This is a genomic window from Sporosarcina sp. YIM B06819 (genome assembly GCF_033485175.1).
In the GTDB taxonomy this organism is placed as follows: Bacteria; Bacillota; Bacilli; order Bacillales_A; family Planococcaceae; genus Sporosarcina.
The window spans coordinates 13,324-38,664 of sequence record NZ_JAWLIQ010000014.1; the positions used below are offsets into that span (position 1 = coordinate 13,324).

The 25,341-nt window shown below is 41.1% G+C and carries 25 protein-coding genes; 23 read left to right on the forward strand and 2 right to left on the reverse strand.

What is annotated here, in order from left to right; all coding sequences use genetic code 11:
- Nucleotides 1-4: 4 nt before the first annotated feature.
- The 7 genes from mnmE to R2B72_RS10790 all read left to right on the forward strand — a co-directional run bounded on the left by mnmE (nucleotide 5) and on the right by R2B72_RS10790 (nucleotide 7,717).
- The gene (mnmE, locus tag R2B72_RS10760) at nucleotides 5-1,390 is read left to right on the forward strand and encodes a tRNA uridine-5-carboxymethylaminomethyl(34) synthesis GTPase MnmE (RefSeq protein WP_318616531.1); all 1,386 of its coding nucleotides are present in this window, start codon (nucleotides 5-7) and stop codon (nucleotides 1,388-1,390) included.
- Nucleotides 1,391-1,416: 26 nt separating this feature from the next.
- Nucleotides 1,417-3,306, forward strand: coding sequence for a tRNA uridine-5-carboxymethylaminomethyl(34) synthesis enzyme MnmG (mnmG, locus tag R2B72_RS10765; protein WP_318616532.1), 1,890 nt, complete (start codon nucleotides 1,417-1,419; stop codon nucleotides 3,304-3,306).
- A 44-nt stretch (nucleotides 3,307-3,350) separates the two neighbouring features.
- On the forward strand, nucleotides 3,351-4,067 hold the full coding sequence (gene rsmG, locus R2B72_RS10770) for a 16S rRNA (guanine(527)-N(7))-methyltransferase RsmG (protein WP_318616534.1): 717 nt from the start codon (nucleotides 3,351-3,353) through the stop codon (nucleotides 4,065-4,067).
- Between the two features lie 277 nt (nucleotides 4,068-4,344).
- Nucleotides 4,345-5,220 carry a nucleoid occlusion protein gene (noc, locus tag R2B72_RS10775; RefSeq protein ID WP_318616535.1) on the forward strand — a complete coding sequence of 292 codons (876 nt, stop codon included), beginning with the start codon at nucleotides 4,345-4,347 and terminating at the stop codon, nucleotides 5,218-5,220.
- Nucleotides 5,221-5,348: 128 nt separating this feature from the next.
- Nucleotides 5,349-6,110 (forward strand): AAA family ATPase, encoded by a 762-nt coding sequence (locus tag R2B72_RS10780; RefSeq protein WP_318616537.1) that lies wholly within the window; start codon nucleotides 5,349-5,351, stop codon nucleotides 6,108-6,110.
- Nucleotides 6,103-6,942: a ParB/RepB/Spo0J family partition protein gene (locus tag R2B72_RS10785; RefSeq protein ID WP_318616538.1), complete on the forward strand. Its 840-nt coding sequence runs from the start codon at nucleotides 6,103-6,105 to the stop codon at nucleotides 6,940-6,942. The genes R2B72_RS10780 and R2B72_RS10785 overlap by 8 nt, the downstream gene beginning before the upstream one ends.
- Nucleotides 6,943-7,009: 67 nt before the next feature.
- Nucleotides 7,010-7,717 (forward strand): DUF554 domain-containing protein, encoded by a 708-nt coding sequence (locus R2B72_RS10790; RefSeq protein ID WP_318616539.1) that lies wholly within the window; start codon nucleotides 7,010-7,012, stop codon nucleotides 7,715-7,717.
- On the opposite strand, the gene yyaC is transcribed toward R2B72_RS10790, so the two are convergent.
- A complete protein-coding gene (yyaC, locus tag R2B72_RS10795) occupies nucleotides 7,712-8,269 on the reverse strand; it encodes a spore protease YyaC (protein WP_318616540.1) in 558 nt (185 codons plus the stop codon). The genes R2B72_RS10790 and yyaC overlap by 6 nt on opposite strands.
- 79 nt (nucleotides 8,270-8,348) lie before the next feature.
- On the opposite strand from yyaC, the gene R2B72_RS10800 reads away from it, so the two are divergent.
- The 3 genes from R2B72_RS10800 (at nucleotide 8,349) to ychF (ending at nucleotide 10,627) form a co-directional block, all read left to right on the forward strand.
- Nucleotides 8,349-9,203: a mechanosensitive ion channel family protein gene (locus R2B72_RS10800; protein ID WP_318616541.1), complete on the forward strand. Its 855-nt coding sequence runs from the start codon at nucleotides 8,349-8,351 to the stop codon at nucleotides 9,201-9,203.
- Nucleotides 9,204-9,227: 24 nt separating this feature from the next.
- Nucleotides 9,228-9,425, forward strand: a complete 198-nt coding sequence (locus R2B72_RS10805) for a DUF951 domain-containing protein (RefSeq protein WP_318616542.1) — start codon at nucleotides 9,228-9,230, stop codon at nucleotides 9,423-9,425.
- Nucleotides 9,426-9,526: 101 nt separating this feature from the next.
- Nucleotides 9,527-10,627 (forward strand): redox-regulated ATPase YchF, encoded by a 1,101-nt coding sequence (ychF, locus tag R2B72_RS10810; RefSeq protein ID WP_318616544.1) that lies wholly within the window; start codon nucleotides 9,527-9,529, stop codon nucleotides 10,625-10,627.
- A 170-nt stretch (nucleotides 10,628-10,797) separates the two neighbouring features.
- Here ychF and R2B72_RS10815 read toward each other — a convergent pair whose 3' ends face one another.
- Nucleotides 10,798-11,361 carry a DUF3267 domain-containing protein gene (locus R2B72_RS10815; RefSeq protein WP_318616545.1) on the reverse strand — a complete coding sequence of 188 codons (564 nt, stop codon included), beginning with the start codon at nucleotides 11,359-11,361 and terminating at the stop codon, nucleotides 10,798-10,800.
- A gap of 144 nt (nucleotides 11,362-11,505) precedes the next feature.
- Between R2B72_RS10815 and rpsF the strand changes: the two genes are divergently transcribed.
- The 13 genes from rpsF to R2B72_RS10880 all read left to right on the forward strand — a co-directional run bounded on the left by rpsF (nucleotide 11,506) and on the right by R2B72_RS10880 (nucleotide 25,299).
- On the forward strand, nucleotides 11,506-11,793 hold the full coding sequence (gene rpsF / locus R2B72_RS10820) for a 30S ribosomal protein S6 (RefSeq protein WP_318616547.1): 288 nt from the start codon (nucleotides 11,506-11,508) through the stop codon (nucleotides 11,791-11,793).
- A gap of 57 nt (nucleotides 11,794-11,850) precedes the next feature.
- Complete coding sequence (gene ssb / locus R2B72_RS10825) at nucleotides 11,851-12,384, forward strand: single-stranded DNA-binding protein (RefSeq protein ID WP_318616548.1); 534 nt, start codon at nucleotides 11,851-11,853, stop codon at nucleotides 12,382-12,384.
- A gap of 163 nt (nucleotides 12,385-12,547) precedes the next feature.
- Nucleotides 12,548-12,784, forward strand: coding sequence for a 30S ribosomal protein S18 (rpsR, locus tag R2B72_RS10830; RefSeq protein ID WP_318616549.1), 237 nt, complete (start codon nucleotides 12,548-12,550; stop codon nucleotides 12,782-12,784).
- A gap of 208 nt (nucleotides 12,785-12,992) precedes the next feature.
- Nucleotides 12,993-13,931: a YybS family protein gene (locus R2B72_RS10835; protein WP_318616550.1), complete on the forward strand. Its 939-nt coding sequence runs from the start codon at nucleotides 12,993-12,995 to the stop codon at nucleotides 13,929-13,931.
- 12 nt (nucleotides 13,932-13,943) lie between these two features.
- Nucleotides 13,944-15,917 carry a DHH family phosphoesterase gene (locus tag R2B72_RS10840; RefSeq protein WP_318616551.1) on the forward strand — a complete coding sequence of 658 codons (1,974 nt, stop codon included), beginning with the start codon at nucleotides 13,944-13,946 and terminating at the stop codon, nucleotides 15,915-15,917.
- Nucleotides 15,917-16,363 carry a 50S ribosomal protein L9 gene (rplI, locus tag R2B72_RS10845; RefSeq protein WP_318616552.1) on the forward strand — a complete coding sequence of 149 codons (447 nt, stop codon included), beginning with the start codon at nucleotides 15,917-15,919 and terminating at the stop codon, nucleotides 16,361-16,363. The genes R2B72_RS10840 and rplI overlap by 1 nt, the downstream gene beginning before the upstream one ends.
- 19 nt (nucleotides 16,364-16,382) lie before the next feature.
- Nucleotides 16,383-17,738 carry a replicative DNA helicase gene (gene dnaB / locus R2B72_RS10850; RefSeq protein WP_318616554.1) on the forward strand — a complete coding sequence of 452 codons (1,356 nt, stop codon included), beginning with the start codon at nucleotides 16,383-16,385 and terminating at the stop codon, nucleotides 17,736-17,738.
- A 332-nt stretch (nucleotides 17,739-18,070) separates the two neighbouring features.
- On the forward strand, nucleotides 18,071-19,543 hold the full coding sequence (locus tag R2B72_RS10855; RefSeq protein ID WP_318616556.1) for a peptidoglycan DD-metalloendopeptidase family protein: 1,473 nt from the start codon (nucleotides 18,071-18,073) through the stop codon (nucleotides 19,541-19,543).
- 291 nt (nucleotides 19,544-19,834) lie between these two features.
- Nucleotides 19,835-20,545 carry a response regulator YycF gene (gene yycF / locus R2B72_RS10860; RefSeq protein ID WP_318616558.1) on the forward strand — a complete coding sequence of 237 codons (711 nt, stop codon included), beginning with the start codon at nucleotides 19,835-19,837 and terminating at the stop codon, nucleotides 20,543-20,545.
- Between the two features lie 5 nt (nucleotides 20,546-20,550).
- Entirely contained in the window at nucleotides 20,551-22,380 is a 1,830-nt protein-coding gene (gene walK / locus R2B72_RS10865) for a cell wall metabolism sensor histidine kinase WalK (protein WP_318616559.1), read from the forward strand.
- Nucleotides 22,371-23,702 carry a YycH family regulatory protein gene (locus R2B72_RS10870; RefSeq protein ID WP_318616561.1) on the forward strand — a complete coding sequence of 444 codons (1,332 nt, stop codon included), beginning with the start codon at nucleotides 22,371-22,373 and terminating at the stop codon, nucleotides 23,700-23,702. Before walK ends, R2B72_RS10870 begins: the two co-directional genes overlap by 10 nt.
- Nucleotides 23,689-24,498 carry a two-component system regulatory protein YycI gene (locus R2B72_RS10875; protein ID WP_318616563.1) on the forward strand — a complete coding sequence of 270 codons (810 nt, stop codon included), beginning with the start codon at nucleotides 23,689-23,691 and terminating at the stop codon, nucleotides 24,496-24,498. Before R2B72_RS10870 ends, R2B72_RS10875 begins: the two co-directional genes overlap by 14 nt.
- A gap of 12 nt (nucleotides 24,499-24,510) precedes the next feature.
- Nucleotides 24,511-25,299 carry an MBL fold metallo-hydrolase gene (locus tag R2B72_RS10880; protein WP_318616564.1) on the forward strand — a complete coding sequence of 263 codons (789 nt, stop codon included), beginning with the start codon at nucleotides 24,511-24,513 and terminating at the stop codon, nucleotides 25,297-25,299.
- Nucleotides 25,300-25,341: the final 42 nt, after the last annotated feature.

The following is a 25,341-nucleotide window of genomic DNA, read 5'->3' on the forward strand; positions in this document are numbered from 1 at the left end:
GAATGTGCATTTTGATACAATAGCCGCGGTTTCAACTCCGATGGGGGAAGGCGCGATTGCCATCGTCAGACTCAGCGGAGACGAAGCTATTCAAATAGCAGATCGCATTTTCCGTTCTCCGTCAGGAAAAAAGTTAATTGAAGAACAATCACATACAATCCATTATGGTCATTTGGCAAATCCCTCCACAGGCGAGGTTGTTGAAGAGGTAATGGTTTCTCTTATGAAAGCACCAAAAACATTTACACGTGAAGACGTGATTGAAGTGAATTGTCATGGAGGCCTTGTCGCTGTTCAACGGGTGCTCCAACTAGTGTTAAAAGAAGGTGCCCGTCTTGCTGAACCGGGTGAGTTCACAAAACGTGCATTCCTTAATGGACGAATTGACTTGTCACAGGCGGAGGCAGTCATGGATTTGATCCGAGCGAAAACGGACCGTGCCATGAATGTTGCGCTGAACCAAATGGAAGGAAAACTTTCACGGTTAATTGGCGACTTACGACAAGCACTTCTTGAAACATTAGCGCAAGTCGAAGTGAATATCGATTATCCAGAGTATGATGATGTCGAAGAAGTAACAATCCCTCTCATGATTGAAAAAGGGACATGGGTAAAAAATGAAATTGATCAATTATTACGTACGTCATCCCAAGGAAAAATTCTTCGGGAAGGGCTATCTACCGTTATTGTGGGCAGACCGAATGTGGGTAAATCTTCGTTGCTAAATAGCCTCGTTCAAGAAAATAAAGCAATCGTAACTGACATAGCAGGGACGACGCGTGATATTATTGAAGAGTACGTCAATGTTCGAGGTGTTCCGCTTCGTCTTGTCGATACTGCTGGAATACGGGAAACCGAAGACATCGTGGAACGAATAGGTGTTGAGAGGTCAAGGCAAGTACTAAAGGAAGCCGATTTAATTTTACTTGTTTTAAATAGTTCTGAAGAGCTTTCTATAGAAGATGAGCGCCTTTTTGAAGCGATAGCGGGAATGGATGCCATTATTGTCGTTAATAAAACCGATCTTCCACAGAAAATTGATTTAGCGAAAGTGAAAGATCTCTCGGCTAATGGAAAGCTCGTTACTACATCCCTTTTGAAAGATGAAGGGATCGATGAATTAGAAGAAGCAATTGCTGGGCTCTTTTTCGAAGGAAATTTAGAGTCAGGGGATTTCACATATGTATCCAACGCAAGACATATCGCATTGCTACACAACGCGCGAGCAACTATTGAAGATGCAATAGGCGCAGCTGAAGCAGGTGTTCCAGTCGATATGATACAGATTGATGTCATACGGACATGGGAAATTCTCGGTGAAATTATCGGGGATACTGTCCAGGAAAGTTTAATTAACCAGTTGTTCGCACAATTTTGCCTCGGAAAATAACAAATAGAAAGAAGGAAGAGAAGAACATGCCACAATTCGAAGCAGGCACGTTCGATGTTATTGTCATTGGGGCCGGTCATGCCGGTGTTGAGGCGGCATTATCCGCTGCCAAAATGGGTGCATCGACGCTTGTACTAACAATGAATCTCGATATGATTGCTTTTATGCCTTGTAATCCTTCACTTGGCGGTCCTGCAAAAGGGATTGTCGTACGTGAAATTGATGCACTTGGCGGTGCAATGGGGAAAGTAATTGATAAAACACACATCCAAATGCGGATGTTGAATACAGGAAAAGGACCTGCTGTACGTGCACTTCGTGCGCAAGCCGATAAGGTCCTTTATCAACAAGAAATGAAACGTCTTCTCGAAGAACAGGACAATTTAACGCTCCATCAAGGAGTCGTGGAAGAATTAATTGTCGAAGATAATGAAGTAAAAGGTCTGATCACGCAAGTAGGGGCATTATACCGCGCCAAGACGGTGATTGTCACAACGGGTACATTCCTACGCGGAGAGGTTATTATCGGGGACTTGAAATATTCAAGTGGCCCGAATAATCAAATGCCTTCCATAAAACTGGCAGATAATATTCGAGAACTCGGATTCGAGATGGTGAGATTCAAAACAGGTACGCCACCACGCGTCAATAGTCGAACAATCGATTACAGTAAAACTGAAATCCAACCAGGTGATGATGTACCGCGTTCTTTCAGTTTTGAAACAACTGAATTCATTATGGATCAATTGCCATGCTGGCTCACGTATACATCGCCGAGAACACATGAAATTATTAACGAAAACCTTCATTTATCGCCGATGTATTCGGGGGTCATTAAAGGGAAAGGGCCTCGTTATTGCCCGTCTATTGAAGATAAAATTGTGCGTTTTGCCGATAAATCACGTCATCAGATTTTCCTTGAACCTGAAGGTCGAAATACCAAAGAAGTGTATGTCCAAGGATTATCAACAAGCTTACCTGAACATGTCCAAAGACAGCTGATTGAAAGTGTTCCAGGACTTGAAAAGGCTGAAATGATGCGTGCTGGTTATGCGATTGAATATGATGCAATCGTTCCAACACAATTATGGCCGACACTTGAAACAAAAAAGATTCGTAATTTATATACAGCAGGCCAATTGAATGGTACATCTGGTTATGAAGAGGCGGCAGCACAAGGAATCATGGCTGGGATTAACGCAGCTTCACGCGTTCTAGGGAAGGCGGAGTGCGTCCTAGGCCGTGCAGATGCATATATAGGTGTTTTGATTGATGACCTTGTCACAAAAGGTACAAGCGAGCCATACAGGCTTCTAACATCACGTGCAGAATACCGACTATTGCTACGCCACGATAATGCAGATTTACGCTTAACTGAAATAGGGTATGAACTTGGCATGATTAGTGAAGAACGACATGCAGCTTATCTTCTGAAGAAACAACATATCGAAGAAGAAATTGATAGATTACGCAAAATATCGATTAAACCTGACGAGCTTGTTCAGGGGATTATTCGTGAAACGGGTGGTACTGAACTAAGAGAACCGATGAAAGCTGCGGATCTTTTGAAGCGCCCGGAAATAAATTATAGCCAAATTGAACGGATTGTTCCTCCAACAGAAAAAAATTCTGAAGAAGTGGAAGAACAAGTCGAGATTTTTATTAAGTATGAAGGTTATATTGAAAAATCAATGCAGCAAGTAGAGAAAATGAAAAAGATGGAGAACAAGAAAATACCAGAGAATATTGATTACAATGCAATATCTGGTATCGCGACGGAGGCAAAAAGTCAGTTGAATGAAGTTAGACCTTTGTCCATCGCGCAAGCATCTCGAATATCCGGCGTTAACCCGGCTGACATTTCAATTCTTCTCGTCTATATCGAACAAGGGAAGATTGCCAAAATTTCGGGATAAGTAATGATGGTCTTACGCTTTTCTTTTACAAGGGGGATATTTAATTGAATGAAGAGCAATTTGTACAAGCATTGAAGGAACAAGGCATCGAATTGAATGAAACGCAAATAGCGCAATTTGCTAAGTATTTTGAGCTACTTGTAGAGTGGAATGAAAAAATGAACTTAACGGCTATCACAGATGCACCGTCAGTTTATTTGAAACATTTCTACGACTCAATTTCTGCTGCTTTTTACATTGATTTTAATGGACGAAAAACAATCTGCGATGTCGGAGCTGGAGCCGGTTTTCCAAGTATTCCTTTGAAAATTTGCTTCCCTGACCTCGATGTAACCATAGTCGATTCATTAAATAAGCGGATTGGATTTTTGGGGACATTGGCAGAGGAGCTTCAACTTACAAATGTGAATTTTGTCCATGCGAGAGCAGAAGATTTCGGACAGAACCCATTGTATCGTGAAAATTTTGATATGGTTACTGCGCGCGCGGTTGCACGCCTGTCAGTACTCGCTGAATTATGTGTGCCTCTCGTTAAATTAGGTGGAATCTTTATTTCCATGAAAGGCGCCGCTGCGGACGATGAACTTTCAGATGCCAAAAAATCACTTGCCATTCTCGGCGCACTTATCAAGGAAGAACACTCATTCAAGCTACCAGTTGAAAACAGTGAACGAAATATCTTTGTTTTTGATAAAGAAAAGAAAACGCCTAAAAAGTATCCACGTAAACCAGGTGTTCCAAATAAAACACCGATACAATAAATTACGCCTTGGCGTAATTTAGTCTGGATTTTTTTCAAGCTTGGGGCCTACAGGAAGTAGGTCATGCAGTCGTTGCGACAGGATGTCGCGTACTTAGACTGCCTTCTTAAGCTCCACTAAAAAATCCATGACATACGCCGGGGGCTTTATCAGGGAGGAATTGAACTGCATTGCTTCCTGATAACCTGTTTCACGTGGAACATAATCAAAAAGGATAAATTATCCCTATGATGAAGCAATCAAAATAGGGAGTAGTCTTGAAAAGGTGGTGCCGGGAATGAAAAGTCCTTTTTCACGTTTTTTTGGAGGTGGAGATAAAGAAATAGCAATGGCTATGGAGATAGATCCACTAGTAAGCGAAGGTAATCATCAAGAGAAAATCGAACAAGTGAAAATAGAATCTATAAAACCGAATAAATATCAGCCGCGCACAATTTTTTCAGAAGAGAAGATTGAAGAACTTGCTCGGACCATTCACATCCATGGTGTTATTCAACCGATTGTGATCCGAAAGATTGACGACGCGTATGAAATTATCGCTGGAGAACGAAGATATCGTGCGATGAAAAAACTCGGATGGTCAGAAGTTCCAGCAATCATTCGGGAGCTTGACGATAAAGAAACAGCATCGATTGCGCTTATCGAAAACTTACAACGTGAAGAATTGACTGCAATTGAAGAAGCATTTGCTTATGAAAAGCTCATTGAACTTCATTCATTAACACAAGAAGCGTTGGCGCAAAGACTTGGAAAAGGTCAATCGACTGTTGCAAATAAGTTGAGATTATTGAAGCTGCCAGAAGAAATTAAAACTGCTATCTTAACGAAGGAGCTGTCAGAGCGACATGCACGTGCGCTAATTCCTTTAAAAGAAAGTGATTTGCAGCTACGACTCTATAAAGAAATTATCGAGCAACAATTGAATGTCAAACAGCTTGAAGCTAGAATTCAACAATTGTTAAATCCTGAAGAGGAAAAAGAAAAAAGAAAAGCCCCGAGGAGAAAGTCAGTCAGTAAAGATGTCCGCATCGCAGTTAATACGATTAGACAATCACTAGTTCTTGTAACAAAGAGTGGAATTGATTTGAAAACTGAAGAAGAAGATTCCGAAGACTTTTACACAATTACGGTAAAAATTCCAAAGAAAAAATGATAAAAAACTCTTGCTTACTAAAAGCAGGAGTTTTTTTACTACACTTTTCCCCACTTGCAATGGTTTTTTTGATAAACTAGTAGTTAGAATAGATTGAAACTTAAAGAGCAGGAAAGCGGGTGCAGACTTTGGGGAGAATTATAGCGATTGCCAACCAAAAGGGAGGCGTCGGAAAAACGACAACATCCGTAAATTTAAGTGCTTGTCTTGCACATATAGGGAAGAAAGTCTTGTTGATTGATACTGATCCACAAGGTAATGCGACAAGCGGGGTAGGTGTGAACAAAGGAGAAGTTCAGAAATGTATTTATGATATTTTAATTGATGATGTTGATATTAAAGACGTCATCCGTTCAACGAAAGTGGAGAATCTAGATATTATACCTGCTACTATTTCATTGGCGGGAGCGGAAATTGAACTAGTATCCACCATTTCAAGAGAAGTACGGATGAAACACGCCATACAGGAAGCTAAGGATTTGTATGACTATATCATCATCGATTGTCCACCTTCCCTTGGATTATTAACGATCAACGCATTAACGGCGTCAGATTCAATTATTATTCCCGTTCAGTGCGAGTATTATGCACTTGAAGGGTTGAGCCAATTATTAAGTACAGTACGACTCGTTCAAAAACATTTGAATGAAGGCCTAATGATTGACGGCGTTTTACTGACAATGTTTGATGCACGGACAAATTTAGGTATACAAGTAATAGATGAAGTGAAAAAGTATTTTCAAGACAAAGTGTACAAAACAATCATTCCACGAAATGTACGGTTGAGTGAAGCACCGAGTCATGGGGAACCTATTATTATTTATGATTCAAGATCCCGTGGAGCGGAAGTATATTTAGAGCTGGCGAAGGAAGTGGTACACAATGGCTAAAGGCCTTGGAAAAGGTTTAAATGCTTTATTCCCTGGGGAGTCGCTGACGAAAGCAGAGTCAGTGGAACAAATTCATGTGAAAAGTATTAAAGCAAATCCGTATCAACCGAGAAAAGTATTTGATGACAATGCCATACAAGAATTAAGTGCATCAATTAAAGAACATGGCATTCTTCAACCAATTATTTTGAGGAAAACAGGTTCTACATATGAAATCGTTGTAGGTGAAAGACGTTTTCGGGCAGCTAAACTAGCGGGTCTTGAAGAAGTACCGGCAATCATTCGGGTATTAACGGATGAAGAAACAATGGAGTGGGCAATTCTTGAAAACTTGCAAAGGGAAGATTTGACGCCTATTGAAGAAGCGGAAGCCTATCACAGCCTCATGGATAATCTTGGACTTACTCAAGAACAGCTGGCTTTTCGATTAGGTAAGAGTAGACCGCATATTGCAAACCATGTACGTTTGCTTTCTTTACCCGAGAAAATCAGGAATTACATTTCTGAAAGTAAATTATCGATGGGGCATGGACGTACATTGCTTGGTCTTCGAAAAAAAGAACAAATACCTCTTGTGGCAGAACAAGTCTTAAAAGAAGGACTTAATGTTCGACAACTTGAAAAACTTGTCCAAAAACTGAATGATGATGTTCCACGTGAAACAAAAACAGAGAAGAAACAAGATCTATTTTTAGCTGAACGCGAATCAAATTTACGTGATTATTTCGGAACAAATGTAACCATTAAAAAGACCAAAAGTAAGGGGAAAATAGAAATAGAATTTTTCTCTGAAGACGACCTTGAACGTATACTTGAATTATTGAACGAGTAAGTACATACCTATTTTGCGAAGTGTGCAAAATAGGTATTATTTTTAAGTTAATGAATGGAAGTGGAGTATGGTTTTATTCGGGACAATTGCAAATGCTCTTTTAATAATTATGGGAGCATTCATAGGAAGGTTTTTACATAACATACCGGAGCGGATGAAAGAGACGGTCATGTATGGAATAGGGTTAGCAGTCGCTGTAATTGGCATACAAATGACATTTGAAAGTACACAAATTTTGATTGTTATTATTAGTATTGTCCTTGGTGCAGTCGCTGGCGAATGGATGGATCTTGATGCCAAAATAAATCATCTTGGACAGTGGATGGAAAGTAAAATGCCTAAAAATAAAAAAGGCCCTGGTATTGCACAGGGATTTGTTACAGCGACATTGATATTTGTCGTAGGATCAATGGCGATTATTGGAGCAATAGATAGTGGATTGAGAAATGATCATGATGTGCTCCTTTTGAAAGGGATTATTGATGGTTTCACATCGATTATTTTGAGTTCTACATTAGGAATAGGCGTAGCTTTCGCTGCTGTCCCAGTATTTCTTTATCAAGGAATTATCACGTTATTTTCAACACAAATTAGCCGTTTTGTATCGGATGAATTACTTAACTTCTTCATTTCGGAAATGACGGCGACAGGCGGATTAATGATTTTGGCTATTGGGTTGAATTTGATTGGTTTAACAAAAATTAGAGTTGCCAATTTAATTCCGGGTATTGTCGTAGTTGGAGTAATTGTCACAATAGTTCATGTTCTCTCATGACTTGTGACGACTATAAGCTAGTTGAAGCGCTCTAGCAACAATACGGCTCATTTCGAATGAAAGATGGAGCCGCGTGCTTTGCAAGACCGCATGTTCCATGAAGCCAGCAATATTCACGACGCCTTTAATAGACAAGTCACCAACAGGGGGAAGCTCTTTGCCGACTGCCTTGCCGGGATGGATAGGGCCGCTATGGAGAATGAGCTGACCGATGGAAGTTCCTTGACCGAGGCAGGCATCAATAGCAACGATGAAAGCAGAAGGGTTGTCCAGCTGCGTTTGGTTAATATGTTGTTGAAGATTAAGAGCATGTAATGGGTTTTCCAGCGTCCCGATTACAGGGAAAGGGAATAAAGGAGATTCAGAAAGAAGAGAACCAGCTAATGGCCCTAATGCATCTCCTGTGGATCGATCCGTTCCAATACAGAAAAAAATGATTTCATGTGTATCAAATGGAATGTGTTGCAGGAATAATGAACTTAGTTTCCAAACTGCACCTGTTTCCTTATAGTGGATCCTGTAATTGCACGTTGAAGAAAGAGTAGCTTTCATGTAAAAACTCCATTTCCTTTTTATAAACTAGTCTATGCTTGTGAACAATTAATTATACAGAGGGGAGGCGGTTTTTAAGTTGGAAGGGGTTTTGGATAAGGCTAGGAGATTATTATTTAGTGAAGAGACGTGGACGGGTTTAGGCATGATTGCAGTAAAAATTATGTTTATCGTCGTACTATCAGCTGTAGTTATCAAAATAGGGAAAGTTATTATTCGTCGTATTTTCCAGGTGAAATTGAAAAGTCCTTTACGCCGCTCAGAACGACGTGACACTACATTGCTAAAGTTGTTAGAAAACACATTATCATATGTTGTTTATTTTTCGGCCATTCTTGCAGTTTTAGAGGAATTCTCAATTGACGTGAAGGGGCTTCTTGCAGGAGCCGGGGTGCTTGGGTTAGCTGTTGGATTTGGTGCGCAAAGTCTTGTGAAGGATGTGATCACTGGTTTTTTCATCATATTTGAAGATCAATTTTCGGTAGGCGATTATGTGAAAATAGGCGTTGCGGAGGGTATTGTCGAAGAGATTGGATTGCGTACGACGAAAATCAAAAGTTTCACTGGAGAAGTTCATATATTGCCGAATGGAACGATTAGCCAAGTCGTTAATTATTCGATGAAAAATTCGTTGGCAATTGTTGATGTGACAATACCTTTCGATGTCGGTATGGATAAAGCCGAAAGTCTAATTGAGCAATTTCTAGCACGATTGCCGAAGGTGGACAATGATTTTATTCACGCACCAAAGTTATTGGGTGCGCATGATTTTAAGGAATCAGAAGTGATTGTACGCATCATTGCGGAAACGAAACCAATGCGGCATTATGATTGTGCAAGAATCATTAGTGTGGGGTTGAAAAATCATTTTGAAGAGCAAGGTATTGAAATACCCTATCCGACATTGGTAACGAAATCATTTGCAAATCTTTAAATGAGAAAGGATTGTGTAGTTTTTATGGAAGCTAAAGACTATGGCTTAAACGATGTTGTAGAAATGAAAAAGCAACATCCATGTGGAACAAATGCTTGGAAGATTATTAGAATGGGCGCAGATATTCGTATTAAATGTGTTGGTTGTGGACACAGTGTCATGATTCCACGCAATGAATTTTCGAAGAAGATGAAAAAGGTATTGGTAAAGGCGGAATCATAATCGTTAATGGACAACTAGACCTGCTGTCCTTATAATGGAAGAGTTGCATATAGCATGTATGAGTGAATGAGCGGACATATAAATGAGAGGTTGTGGAACAAATGGGATTAACAGCTGGAATCGTCGGTCTACCTAACGTAGGTAAATCTACATTGTTCAATGCGATTACAAAAGCAGGGGCAGAGGCGGCGAACTATCCGTTCTGTACGATTGATCCAAATGTGGGCATCGTTGAAGTACCTGATGAAAGACTAGATAAACTGACAGAACTTGTTACACCGAAAAAAACTGTACCGACGGCATTTGAATTTACGGACATTGCAGGAATTGTTGAAGGAGCAAGTAAAGGCGAAGGACTAGGAAATAAGTTCCTTATGCATATTCGCGAAGTAGATGCCATTTGCCAAGTTGTTCGTTGTTTCGTTGACGAAAATATTACGCATGTATCTGGTCAAGTCAATCCGATCAAAGACATTGAAGTCATCAATCTTGAATTGATACTTGCAGATTTGGAAAGCGTTGAAAAACGATTGGCACGTGTTTCTAAAATGGTGAAACAGAAAGATAAAGTTGCACTTGCAGAGGAACCAATCTTAATCAAATTAAAAGAAGCATTTGAAAATGATAAACCTGCTCGTTCTGTTGAGTTTACTGACGAGGAATTTGTTCTTGCAAAAGGGATGAATCTGCTGACGATTAAACCGATGCTGTATGTAGCGAATGTTTCAGAAGATGAAGTGGCGGATTCTGATAGTAATGAGAATGTGAAAGCTGTTCGTGAATTTGCGGCAAAAGACAATGCGCAAGTGATTGTTGTTTGTGCAAAAATAGAAGAAGAAATGGCTGAACTTGAAGATGAAGAAAAAGCGATGTTCCTTGAAGAATTAGGTATCAAAGAATCTGGTCTCGATCAACTCATCAAGGCTTCTTATAAACTTCTAGGCTTTGCAACGTACTTCACTGCAGGCGTACAAGAAGTACGAGCATGGACATTCCGTAAAGGGATGAAAGCACCACAATGTGCAGGAATCATTCATACGGATTTCGAACGCGGTTTCATCCGTGCTGAAACTGTGGCGTATGAAGATCTTGTTGCTACAGGTTCAATGGCTGCAGCAAAAGAAGCAGGGAAAGTACGTCTTGAAGGAAAAGAATATGTCGTTAAAGATGGCGACGTTATGCTATTCCGCTTTAACGTCTAACTTGATTCAGCAAACCCCTGCCGAATCAAAGCCTTCGGCGGAAGTCACAGATTTTTAGGGGAGCTTTTCGAGTGAGCTTGAATAAATCTGGACGCAATTACGCCAAGGTGTAATTGAATAAATACAAAAGCCACACTGGAATTGAATCCAAGTGTGGCTTTTGCGTATACTTATTTATCTAATGTATCGGTTGCAAAGACATATAATTGTGGTAGCTCAGGATCATCCTTTACTAACCAATCATCAGGTAGCTTACGCAACTCTTTGTACATCGCAAAATCTCCAGCCGCTCCACCTATTAAAAGGGCAGACAAGCCAATCAACAGTCCATTGCCAATCGCAAGCCCGATAATGGCTGGCATTACACCAGTCATCCAAAAAGGGAGTAGTAGCGCTTTACGTATCGCATGGTTTGTCATGAGTTTATCGGTTGTGGCATAGGCAACTCCCAACTTTAAATTGATACCGACAATCATACTTTTCCACGGTACGTTCCCAAAAAGGCGAAAGCCAAGTAGATGGAATAACTCATGTAACACAATGAGTACGATATACCCGATGATAAACCATATAACTGACCATATCGAAATTGAAAAAGAAAATTGTTGTTCAATCACGATATGTGCAGCCCATAATAGTAAAAGCGTTCCAATCGTAATGAGTAAACTAGTCTTGGCAACTTTCGGCAAATCAATCAAAATTATTTTGTCGGGTTCAGGAAGTTCATTCAACAAAATCACCTCTTTTGTAAAGTATACAATAAAATAGTTGAAAAATTATTAAAGTCGTGCTAATATATACTGATGTGAGTAATAGTATTACTTACTCCTTGCCCGCTGCAATCAGCAGGGCCAATGTCCATAAGGAGGTGACTGAAGATGAGAAAGTACGAAATCATGTATATCATCCGCCCAACGGTAGAAGATGAAGCGAAAAAAGCGTTGATCGAACGTTTTGACGGTATCCTAACTTCTAATGGTGCGGAAATCATCGAGTCGAAAGAGTGGGGCAAGCGCCGTCTTGCTTACGAAATCGACGACTTGCGTGAAGGTTTCTACCAGCTTGTAAAAGCAAACGCTGGTACTCAAGCAATCGATGAATTTACACGTCTTGCGAACATCAACGAAGATATCCTTCGTCATATGACTGTTCGTATCGACGGCTAATCTATATATAACCGTTACAGGTGAAACTTACAAAATGATGAGGGAGGTTGAATTCTGATGATTAACCGTGTCGTTTTAGTTGGCCGACTGACGAAAGACCCTGAACTTAAGTATACACAAACTGGTGTAGCAGTTACTCGTTTTACCCTTGCGGTGAATAGAACATTCTCGAGCCAATCGGGTGAGCGTGAAGCTGATTTCATCAACTGTGTAACTTGGAGAAAGCAGGCGGAGAACACTGCGAACTTTTTAAGGAAAGGCAGCCTAGCCGGAATTGAAGGTCGTATTCAGACAAGCAGTTTCGACGGTCAGGATGGAAAACGTGTTTTCATGACGGAAGTTGTGGCAGACAGCGTCCAATTCCTTGAGCCTCGCAATGCATCCACTGCCGATAGGTCCGGAGCTGGTTATGGAGCACCAAGCCACAACCAAGGCGTTCAGCAGAACGAGCAACCGTACTATCAGAATCAGCAGCCGACTCAGCAATATCAACAACAACCAAATCAACAGAACTATACACGTACTGATAACGATCCGTTTTCGACAGGCGGAGGTCCGATTGAAGTATCGGATGACGACCTGCCGTTCTAAGATCGACTGTGCATAGTTACTATTACGAGGGTTTCGAGAAGCAAGCAGTGCTAGGAAGCGAGTGAGTGAAGACCGGAGCGTGCTTAGGCACGTGAGGATCTGAGTGATTGAAGCTGACAACGCAATGCGCCGCTTATCGGAAGCCGAGAAGGAGGGAAATAATATGGCACCACGTCGTGGAGGTAAAAGACGCCGTAAGGTTTGTTATTTTACATCAAACAATATTACAAACATCGACTATAAAGATACTGACCTGCTTAAGAAATTCGTTTCTGAGCGTGGGAAAATCTTGCCTCGTCGTGTAACAGGTACAAGCGCGAAGTATCAGCGTAAACTGACACTTGCAATTAAACGCTCACGTATCATGGCACTTCTTCCATTCAGTTCGGAAGAAAGATAATTTCATTCATATAGACCGCCTTGTCAGACCGGAATAACCGGTACCAGGGCGGTCTTTTTATTCAAATAATGAGGGTACATACGTTCTATTTTTGGTTAAAATATAGTAATCATGATACAATTAAGGGGACTATCCGCCGATAAGGAATTCGAGGGTAAATAGGTAGGTAAAACAAGTCGTCCAACGAAAGACCGGAGGAATCTATATTATGCAAGACAATGCCAGAAAAATTACGTATGGAGCCATGATGATTGCGCTGTTTGCAATCTTACTCGCTGTTTCACTTTACGCACCTCTTCTTGGGAATGTCACAATGTTTTTTATCCCATTGCCGATTATTTTGTACAGATTACGCTACGATCGTACATCGTCGCTTCTCGTAACTGCGACAGGTGTTATGCTGTCATTGCTCATCGGAGGAATTTTACTCGTCCCGTTTGCCTTGATTCATGGATTACTTGGTTTTGTTGTAGGAGAAACAGTTAAGACTGGTAAAACCAAATTGTATTCGCTGATGGCGACAGGCCTTACTCTGCTGATAACAGGTATGATGATGTATGTGGCAGCTGTTTTTGCCTTCAATTTTAATGCCATCGATGAGTTATTTAAAGTAATCGATGAAGTGCGAGTACAGATGTCATCATTTATGGGGAAAGTCGGAGGGCTTCCTGATAATTATAACGAGATGATGGATTCGCAAATTGAATTTTATCAAACAGCAATCCCATCTATGTTTATCATCAGTGTCTTCGTACTGGCATTCATCTATATCACTTTGAACCTTGAAGTTGCCAGCCGATTAGGCAATGCGGTTCCAAAGTTCCCTCCTTTCCGTGAGATGAAATTACCAGTGATGACGGTGATTCTTTATGGAGTTGTACTTCTGTTGTCACTGTTCGTAGCAACAGAACCAGGAACAAATTTTTATCTCATTTCCATCAATGCAACGATGATCTTAAGATTTCTGTTTTTACTGCAAGGAATTTCATTAATCCATCACTATATGCATGAAATGAAATTACCGAAAGTAGTGACGGTCGTTGCAACCGGTTTTGCATTGCTATTGAGTCCGATAACAACAATGCTAGGGATATTGGATGCAGGCATGAATATACGTGCTTGGATTCGAAAAGACAAGGTGAAGTAAGGGGATGGGGCAATGACGTCGTTTTTTAGAAAAAGGGCAATCCGTTATCCATTGTCGGCATTGTCGGTCCTCGGTGTAATGGCAGCAGTACTCCTTTTATTATCCAAGTCTTGGGTAGGACTTCTTTTTGCCATTCTGTTTGTGATAGCAGTTGGAATTGCGTGGAAGTTAGAAGAACAAACGTACGTTGAAACAGAAAAGCATATCGAGACACTGTCGTACAGGATGAAGAAAGTCGGGGAAGAAGCACTCCTTGAATTACCCATTGGCATCTTGCTCATCAACGACAAAAATATTGTTGAGTGGGCCAATCCATACGTGGTCAAGATATTTGATGGAGAATCCCTTATTGGGAAAGAGCTATTTGATTTGTCCAAGCAGTTTAATGCCATTGTGAAAAGTGAAAGTCCAGAGCACTCCGTTTTGACGGTCGGCGAACGGTCCTATAATGTTTTTTACAAAGCAGAAGAGCGGCTTATCTATTTGTTTGATATTACTGGGCAAATAGAGATAGAATCACTTTACTATGCAGATCGCACAGTTCTCGCCAATATTCTTGTCGATAATTATGATGAACTTGCACAAGCCATGGATGATCAGACAAGAAGCCAGCTTAATTCTCTTGTGACATTACTCATCAATAATTGGGGGACGGAAAACGGAATTTATGTAAAGAGGATATCTTCCGACCGCTTTCTTGCCGTGTTCAATGAAGAAATATTAGCAGGTCTGGAAAAAAATAAATTCTCGATTTTGGATAGTATTCGCGAAACAACCGCCAAACAAAGTACAGCACTGACACTTAGTATCGGCGTTGGGATGGGGTCTCCATCACTCATAGAGCTGGGAGAGCTTGCACAGTCAAGCTTAGATCTAGTTCTTGGGCGTGGTGGTGACCAAGTTGCTATTAAGCGTACGGATGGTAAGTTGAAATTTTATGGCGGCAAAACAAACCCTGTCGAAAAAAGAACAAGAGTCCGGGCAAGGGTTATCTCTCATGCTTTACGCGATCTAATCCAGGGCAGTGATAAAGTGTTTATCATGGGGCATAAAATGCCAGACATGGATGCAATCGGTGCGGCAATTGGTGTTCGGAAAATGGCCCGGATGAATAATATTGAAGGTTATGTCATCGTCAATTTTAATGAATTGGACGGTAGTGTAACACGGTTGATGGATGAAATTGAACGTAATACAGCTCTTTTTAGTCAGTTTATCAATCCGGAAGATGCCTTATCGATGATTACGGAGAAGTCACTTGTTATCATCGTTGATACACATAAACCGAGTTTGGTTATTGATGAACGGATTCTTGACAAGGCGGAGAAGGTCGTTGTGATTGACCATCATAGACGTGGAGAGGAATTCATCAATAACACAATGCTTGTCTATATGGAGCCTTATGCATCTTCCACTGCTGAACTGATTACAGAATTGATTGAATACCAACCGAAACATGAGAAGCTGACGATGCTTGAATCGACGGCATTACTTGCAGGTATTATTGTGGATACGAAAAGTTTCACGCTTCGGACAGGGGCTCGAACGTTTGAAGCTGCATCGTATTTACGGACAAATGGTGCGGATACAATCCTGGTTCAAAAGCTGTTAAAAGAAGACATCAACACATATATTGCCCGTGCGAAATTGATTGAGACAGTCGAGCTGTCTGATAAGGGAATTGCCATTGCAAAAGGGCAAGATCAAGTCGTCTATGGTACGGTTTTGATAGCTCAAACTGCCGATATTTTACTGACGATGCAAGGAATTGTTGCTTCATTTGTCATTGCAAACCGTGCAGATGGTAAAATAGGAATAAGTGCACGTTCTCTTGGAGAATTGAACGTTCAACTTATTATGGAGGAGCTTGGCGGCGGCGGCCATTTGACGAATGCTGCTTGTCAGCTAGAAGTTGAATCGGTTGAAAAGGCCGAAGAAATGCTGAAGTCCGTCATAGAGATGAAAATGGAGAGGGGAAATTCATAATGAAGGTAATTTTTTTGAAAGACGTTAAAGGTAAAGGTAAAAAAGGTGAAGTGAAAGAAGTATCCGTAGGCTACGCACAAAACTTCTTACTGAAAAACAACATGGCAATTGAAGCAACTCCAGGAAACCTTAGCAAATTAGAAGGCCAGCAAAAGCGGGTCGAGAAGGATGCTGCTGAAGAACTGGCGGAGGCAAAAGTGTTGAAAGAACAGATTGAAAAAATAACGGTTGAAATGAAGGCAAAATCTGGTGAAGGCGGTCGACTATTCGGCTCCATTACAACAAAACAAATTGCCGACGCGTTACAGAAAAGTGAAAGCATTAAAGTAGATCGACGTAAGATGGAGTTACCAGACGCAATACGTGCGCTTGGCTTTACGAATGTTCCGATTAGAATACACCAGGATGTAACAGCAACGCTTAAAGTACATGTAACGGAAGAATGACAAGGAGAGCGATGGCAAGATGGACCAGATGATCGATCGTATCCCACCCCATAATAATGAAGCGGAGCAGTCAGTCATTGGAGCAATTTTCCTTGAACCGCAGGCACTTATTACGGCGGCAGAGCTTCTGATTCCAGAGGATTTCTACCGGATGGCACATCAGAAGATTTTCGAAACGATGATCATCCTTAGTGATAAAGGACAAGCAATTGATGTTGTCACGGTTACGGAAGAATTATCAGCAAAAAAAGAGTTGGAAGATGTCGGTGGGATTTCGTATTTGATGGAGATTGCCAACTCAGTCCCGACGGCAGCTAATATTGTACACTATGCACGTATTGTGGAAGAGAAAGCGTTGCTTAGACGTCTCATTCGAGTAGCTACATCTATTGTTGAAGATGGTTATGCACGGGAAGATGAAGTCGAGGCCTTGTTATCCGAAGCCGAAAAGAAGATGATGGAAGTATCCAATCGGAAAAACGCAGGTGACTTCCGACATATTAAGGACGTGCTCGTTGAAACGTACGATAACATCGAACTTCTTCATACGCGTAAGGGAGATGTCACGGGTATTCCGACAGGATTTACTGATTTAGATAAAATGACGGCTGGTTTTCAGCGCAATGATTTGATCATTCTTGCTGCTCGTCCTTCTGTCGGTAAGACCGCGTTTGCGTTGAACGTAGCGCAAAATGTTGCCACAAAAACAGATGAGAATGTCGCCATCTTCAGTTTGGAGATGGGAGCAGAGCAGTTGGTCATGCGGATGCTTTGTGCAGAGGGCAACATCGATGCGCAAGTGATGCGAACAGGAGCGTTAGAAGCGGAAGATTGGCGTAAACTGACGATGGCAATGGGGAGCTTGTCAAATGCCGGTATTTTTATCGATGATTCTTCGGGGATCCGAGTCAATGAAATCCGCTCTAAATGCCGTCGTTTACAGCAGGAACATGGGCTAGGGATGATTATAATAGATTATTTACAGCTCATTTCAGGTAGTGGACGTGCTGGTGAAAACAGGCAACAGGAAGTATCGGAAATTTCTCGTTCGTTGAAGGGACTTGCTAGGGAATTAAAAGTACCTGTCATTGCATTATCCCAGCTTTCTCGTGGGGTTGAGCAACGTCAAGACAAACGTCCGATGATGTCCGACCTTCGGGAATCGGGGAGTATTGAGCAAGATGCGGATATCGTATCTTTCCTTTATCGGGAAGATTATTATGATAAAGAAACAGAAAATCAAAATATCATTGAAATTATTATTGCTAAGCAGCGGAATGGTCCGACGGGCACGGTCTCACTTGCATTTGCAAAGGAATATAATAAATTTGTGAACATTGACTGGAGTCAGCACGAATCAGCTGCAGCTTATTAAAAATAGGCATCCTGTCTTCCTGAAATTTCGGGAAGACAGGATGCCTTTCTAATTAGCAAATCGATATAATGACAAAAGTGGCAGGTAAATGGGTCGATAAATGTATAAACGAGGGAGTGATAGACGAATAACTCGTCAGAAAAGAAACTAATTTGATAATTTGACTGGAAATATGGAATATAATTGGATGGTATTATACATTCCCGTTACAAAGGACTATAAAGCTATAAGTACTGGAGATAATATGTTAAATTAGAGGAGCGTGTAAATTATACAGTGCAAATAATGACCATTATCGGTCTTCCAGTTGAGATACGGAAGGAGTTTCATATATGTTATTCAAGAAAGATAAACAGGACGAAACAGAAAGAACATTGTCTATTTTTGAACGTCCTTTTAGAAAAGTCCTGGCAATTTTGATTAGCACGATGATGTTAGCAGGGCTTGGTATGAATGAAGGTTTTGCAATTTCAGATGAACATACGGGTCTCTTGACCATATTCCATATTTATTCAGATGGAGAATATGTAGGTGTCTTATCTGATGAAAAGAAACTAGAACAATTGAAAGCAGAGGAACTACAAAAGGCGGCCTCCGAATTTGAGAATCTCCCGCTCACAATAGCAACAGATTTGTCAGTTATTCCAGAACGAGTATTCACGGCGGAAGTTGACGATGAAATCGTCCTTGAAAAGCTTCACGACATGCTATCCGTAGAAGCTGAGGCAGTCAGTATTATCATCGATGGAGAACCGGCATTCTACGTCAACGATATGGCTGCATATGATGAAGTGATTCGAAAGCTGAAGTTGCAATCTGTTACTGAGAAGGAGCTTAACGAATTCGAAGCTCGCACAAAGTCTTCTGAATCTATACCCGCTCTAAAGGACAATGAAACACGGATTGCCAATATTCTTATGAGTAGTGAGATACAGCCGGTAGCCGATAAAACGGCTCCAAACGAAGTAAGAACAGTTGAAGAAGCAGTGGTCCTACTGAATAAAGGGACACTTGAACAAAAGAACTATATTGTCAAATCGGGAGATGTTCTTGGAACGATTGCGGCTGCACACGATATGACAACTGCTAAGCTGTTAGAATTAAATCCAGGTTTAACAGTAGATACGGTTCTTCAACTTGAAGATGAACTAAATGTTACGGTTATTGAACCATACGTCGAAGTTGAAGTTCATTACGAAACAAGACAAAAAGAAGTCATTCCACACAAAGTACGAACTGAAGAAGATAGTTCTGTTTATAAAGGCGAAAAGAAAGTGACACAAGAAGGTAAGGACGGAGAGAAGGATGTTACTAGACTCATTCGCAAACGTAACGGTAAAACTTTGGGTAGTTCTGTAATAGAAGAAGAAATTCTTGTGGAAGCAACTGATGCAGTAACAGTTGTTGGGACAAAGGTGATGCCTTCAAGAGGAACAGGCTCGTTTGTTTGGCCTACTGTTGGAGGATACGTGTCTAGTCAGATGGGAACACGTTGGGGAAGAACCCACCAAGGAATTGATATCGCACGACCATCCGCGCGTACAATCAAGGCTGCGGATAACGGAGTCGTGACGGCTGCTGGCTGGCAGGGGGCATATGGTAATCGAATTGTCATTACACATAACAATGGCTATGAAACACTCTATGCCCATCTGTCATCCATCGATGTGAAAGTTGGACAAACCGTCCCACAAGGAACAGCGATAGGTATCATGGGATCCACAGGTCGCTCTACAGGTGTTCACCTTCACTTTGAAGTCATGAAGAGTGGTGCGAATATCAATCCAATGAGCGTATTAAGATAAATAGGTAATGGGGACGGTGCACAATGTTGTACCGTCTCTTTTTATCTGAATTCAGCGGAAGTCCAAGCTCCGGCGGATGTCGCGGATTTTTTCTAGCGAGCTCGAAAAAAATCCGGACGCAATCACGCTGGGGCATGATTGATTCACAATTACTTATGAACTATTTCCCGGGAAATAGGTAGTATGGGTTTTAAAGTAGAACGTGCGAATCAAAGGGAACCATGATAGAGTAAAAGGACATGAATTGCGCTATTAAAAGGGCCTTAAACATAATATATGAGGAGATGTACTATGCAAAATAAAACAATCCTAATTGTTGATGATGAAAAACCAATTGCAGATATTTTGGAGTTTAATTTAAAAAAAGAAGGATTCACAGTTTTCTGTGCCTATGATGGGGAAGAGGCACTTGAAAAGGTGGAGGAAGTTAAGCCGGACCTTATGCTACTTGATATTATGTTGCCTAAAAGGGATGGTATGGAAGTATGTCGAGAAGTTCGAAAGAAGTATGATTTTCCAATCATTATGTTAACTGCGAAGGACTCAGAAATTGATAAAGTTCTTGGTCTTGAGTTGGGAGCCGATGACTATGTAACAAAGCCTTTTGGTACAAGAGAACTCATCGCACGTGTAAAAGCAAACCTACGCAGGCATATGAAATCAGTGTCGGAAGAGCAGGAAGAGACTACAAATAATATTAAAGTAGGCCATTTAATTATCCAGCCAGATGCTTATCTCGTACAAAAAAGAGATGAAACGATTGAGTTGACACATCGGGAATTTGAACTTCTTCATTATCTTGCAAAGCATATTGGGCAAGTAATGACGCGTGAGCATCTCTTGCAAACTGTATGGGGCTATGATTATTTTGGAGATGTGCGAACAGTCGACGTGACGATTCGTCGTTTACGCGAAAAAATCGAAGATACACCAAGTCACCCAGCATGGATTGTAACAAGACGTGGAGTGGGCTATTATTTACGGGATCCGGAACAGGAGTAATTGTGATGCAGAAGGTTGGCTTTTTTCGCTCCATTCACGTTAAATTTGTACTAATTTATGTGATGCTTATTTTACTTGCGATGCAAATCATCGGGATTTACTTCGCAAGTAAACTTGAACAGACGTTGAAAACAAACTTTACAACCTCGATTGAAGATCGGATGAATCTAGTCGAATTCAGTGTGCGTGAGGAAATGATGAAAGAAAGATCCACGGACGATCCGACGCCCGAGCAGAGTCTTCGGACTGTCCTTTTGGGCTTTGCATCTACGTCAGAAGATATTAACGAAATTAGAGTTATTAATTCGCGGTCCCGTATCCTAGCAAGTTCTGTTCTAGATAATCAGACGATGGTAGGACAGCGTTCCATGGATGATCTCGTGAAAAAATCAATCACGTCAGAATTAGCTCAAGAAAATATTCGTCTCGATCAAAAAACGAGAAAACGCATATGGGTTCTTGCAAAGCCGATAATGGTCGGCGGCGAAGTGATCGGTACGCTTTATCTCGAATCAAATATTGAAAAGGTCTTTACACAAATCGATGAGATTAATGAAATTTTAGCGGTTGGGACTGCTGTTTCATTGTCGATTACCATTATCATCGGTATTTTCATTGCACAGACGATGACGAGACCGATATCCGATATGCGGCGCCAGGCACAGGCCATGGCGAAAGGGAATTTTTCGCGCAAAGTACATGTCTATGGTAATGATGAATTAGGCCAGCTGGCGATTGCCTTTAACCATCTAACAAATCAGCTACAAGAGTCCCAGTCAACGACGGAAAGTGAGCGTCGAAAGCTAGCCTCAGTGCTTGAGAATATGACAGATGGTGTCATTGCGACAGACCGAAAAGGCCGTGTGAGTCTCATTAATGACGCGGCACTTGTCATGCTTAAAATGACTCGAGATATTGTTTTAAATCGACCGATATCTAGCATACTTGGACTTGAACAGGAGTATGCATTTGAAGATTTGATTCAAATAAAGGATTCTATTGCATTGGATTTTAGTACAGAACAGCAATCTTATATTTTACGGGCTAATTTTTCCATCACGCAAAGAGAGACAGGCTTTGTAAATGGGCTTATTGTTGTTTTACACGATAATACAGAGCAAGAGAAGATTGATATGGAAAGACGTGAGTTCGTGTCAAATGTGTCCCATGAATTGCGTACGCCTCTGACGACGATGCGTAGTTATTTGGAGGCACTTGCTGATGGAGCCTGGAAGAACGAGGAGATTGCGCCGTCCTTCCTCCATGTTACGCAAACAGAAACAGAGCGAATGATCAGGCTCGTGAATGATTTACTGAAGTTATCGAGGATGGATAGCAGAAATTACGATTTGAATAGCGAGTGGGTCGAATTCAATGATTTTTTCAATTCGATTATTGATCGCTTTGAGTTTTCAAAAACACATGAGGGCGATTTTAAGCGGCTACTTCCATCGGCAGATTTGTTTGTTGAAATCGACACAGATAAAATGACACAGGTTATTGATAATATTATTTCTAATGCGCTGAAATATTCACCGGATGGCGGCGATATTCGTTTTGGTGTAACGATGTCTGATCACTTTATTAAAGTGATGGTTTCGGACGATGGGATGGGAATTCCACAAGCGAATGTCAAGCGGATATTTGATAGATTTTATCGTGCTGATCGCGCAAGGTCGCGTGCAATGGGTGGTACAGGTTTAGGTCTAGCAATTGCTCGTGAGATGGTTATCGCGCATGGAGGGGATATATGGGCGGAGAGTGAAGAAGGAAAAGGAACAACTATTTTCTTCACGTTGCCGTTTGAACTTCAAGAGGACGGTGAGTGGGATTGAAATATATTGAAACGGTTAAATCGATCATTTTGCTCTTACTCGTCACGTTAAGTATCGTCTTTACGTTTGCAATCTGGTCGTATACCCCTAGCTATGAAACATCTGAGGACTTGCCGACTGTTGATATTTCCATTGCGAAAAGAATGTCAATTGATGAGCTTATTAAACCTTACAAGATTATCTTCAATTTTGAAGAGGGTTTGACAGGAACGCTTGCCCCTACGGATATCGATTATGTATTAAATGGATTAAAAAAATGGAGAATTTCAGAATTTACGCTTGTAGATAATAACTTTACTGCTAAAAAATTAGATGTCCTGATGAGGACGCCTAATCAATTTACATTGTATTTTCATGGTGAAGTACCTCTTCCAGTCTATAATACTGTGTTAAATGGTGTGGATCCTAAAATGACTGTGCCAGAAACGACTTTTGATCGACTTATTGTTGATTGGAATCCGACTAGCAAATCGATGAATATTAGCTTTGTAAGCAGGGGGAATCAATTATTATATAGAGCCAAAGCGAAGGTAGATGATTATCCAAGCGTCCATCGTTCTCTTTTGACATGGGGAAGGAATCTTGGGCAGTATGCCGATAGTAATCCTGGCCACTTGCCATTTATTGCAGTAGCGGCAGAGCCTGTGGAAACAATACGTAATATGTATTACCAAAGGGAGATCAACCCATCCCGTTTCCGTGATGCACTTTTTAGTAATCCAAATGCTGTGCGACGAAGTCAATCTGGATTGAATAAAGAGGAGTACCAAGACGACCATGCATTGATGAGTATTGACACGGAGAAGAAGACGTTGAAATACGTTGTGCCGGCTCCAGAAAGTCAGGAACTTGCCGTTGCTTCGGAGTTGTTATTCAATACAATCGACTTTGTCAATGAACATGGTGGCTGGACAGATGGATTTAGATATACAAGTATGAGTCCAAAATCCCGCTACGTAAAGTTCCAATTGTTCCTACACGGACTTCCCGTTTATGGAGATACAAACTCAACTGAAATGACGCAAGTATGGGGAAATAATCGAATATTAAGCTATGCTAGGCCATACTATACACTCGATTTACCATTTCCTGAAACAGATGTCGAGCTTTTGCCGTCTGGCGTTGAAATTACGGAGATGCTGAAAAACTCAGAAGCGCTGGATTTTAGTGCGATTGAGGAACTGACAATTGGTTATTTTATGAGGCATGATTTAGAACGTAGATTATTCATCATGGAACCGTCTTGGTTTTATCTAACGAAAGGCACTTGGGTCCGTGTTTCACCAGAGCAATTGGGAGGTGGAATCATTGGATTGGAATAAGACAAAGACTATTTTTATTATCGTATTTTCCATATTAAACGTATTTCTTTACAAACTTTATCTGGACCGGGTGATGGAAACACAAAATGTGCAAGTAATGGGGAAAACATCGATTGAGGAATCGCTTGGACTGGATAATATAACATTTACGGGGTTGCCACCGGCGACAAAGGATTCTTCCTATGTCTCTGCAAAAATCGTGACATTCACGAAGGAACAGACCAAGAATTTGGAGAATCAAACGATAGATATTTTGAATGGTACTTACCTACAGTCCGAAATGGACATTCCAATCAGTGTACGGAATGGTAAGGGAGAGTATGCTTTTACTGAATTCCTATCCAAGTACGTACGAAATGGTATGGAGTATGTCCTATGGAAAGTGAATGAGGAGGAACAACAAGCCTTATTCTTTCAGAAAGTAAATAATCGTCCAATCTATTTCAGCCCAGATGCTATGTTAGTCATTCATTGGGACGAGGAAGGGAAAGTGACGAATTACGAACAGAGGATGTTTGGTGAATTTGTTGATTTTAATCGTAAAAAAGACCTTTTGTCACCTATTGAAGCCATCGGTTCATTGTCTTCGCGTGGGCATTTGAGTCCAAATTCGAAAATAGTAGGTATGAAGCTTGGCTACTCAACTCTTGTTCAACTAACGGAAACACAAGTGTTTGCTCCGACATGGCATGTTCGTGTAGAATTGAAGGATGGTAAAATGGAAGATCACTTCATCCATGCAGTAGAGGGTAAAGTTATAGAGTTCCAGGAACCAGTGGACGATGATCATGAATGAGAGGTTTTTGTAATGCGTTTTAGTGTGCTCGCGAGCGGTAGTAGCGGCAATGCAATCTATATAGAGAATGATAAACATACTTTTCTTGTCGATGCAGGTTTTAGTGCCAAGAAGATGGACAGTTTAGTAGCAGGTATTGATCGTTCGATGAAACAGGTGGACGGTATTTTTGTTACACATGAACATAGTGACCATATTAAAGGCATTGGCGTTGTTGCGAGGAAATACGGTATTCCCATTTATGCGAATGAAAAGACTTGGCAGGCGATGGATGGTCTTGTGGGGAATATTCCGTTGGATCAACGCTTTCAGTTTGATATGGAAACAGTAAAATCGTTTGGCTCACTGGATGTTCAATCATTTGGTGTGTCGCATGATGCAGCAGATCCGATGTTTTATATTTTTCATGAAAATGGTCGTAAACTTGTCGTGATTACGGATACAGGTTATGTCAGTGATCGCATGAAGGGGTTTATCCGCGGAGCAGATTCTTTTGTGTTTGAAAGTAATCATGATGTCAGTATGTTGCAAATGGGACGTTATCCATGGTCGGTTAAGCGCAGAATCCTCAGCGATGTTGGTCATGTGTCGAATGAAGATGCGGCGGTTGCCATGAGTGAGGTCGTTGAACAGAAGGATACGCGTATTTACTTATCGCATTTAAGTAAAGATAATAATATGAAGGACCTCGCGAGAATGAGCGTTTCGCAGACGTTGGAGACGTGCGGCATCCGAACAGGTGAGTTTGTGCATTTGTATGATACAGATGCGGATAAGCCAACCGAGCTTGTGACGGTATAAAAAGAAAACCTTGCCTATTGGTGAGGTTTTTTGTTGTTAGTG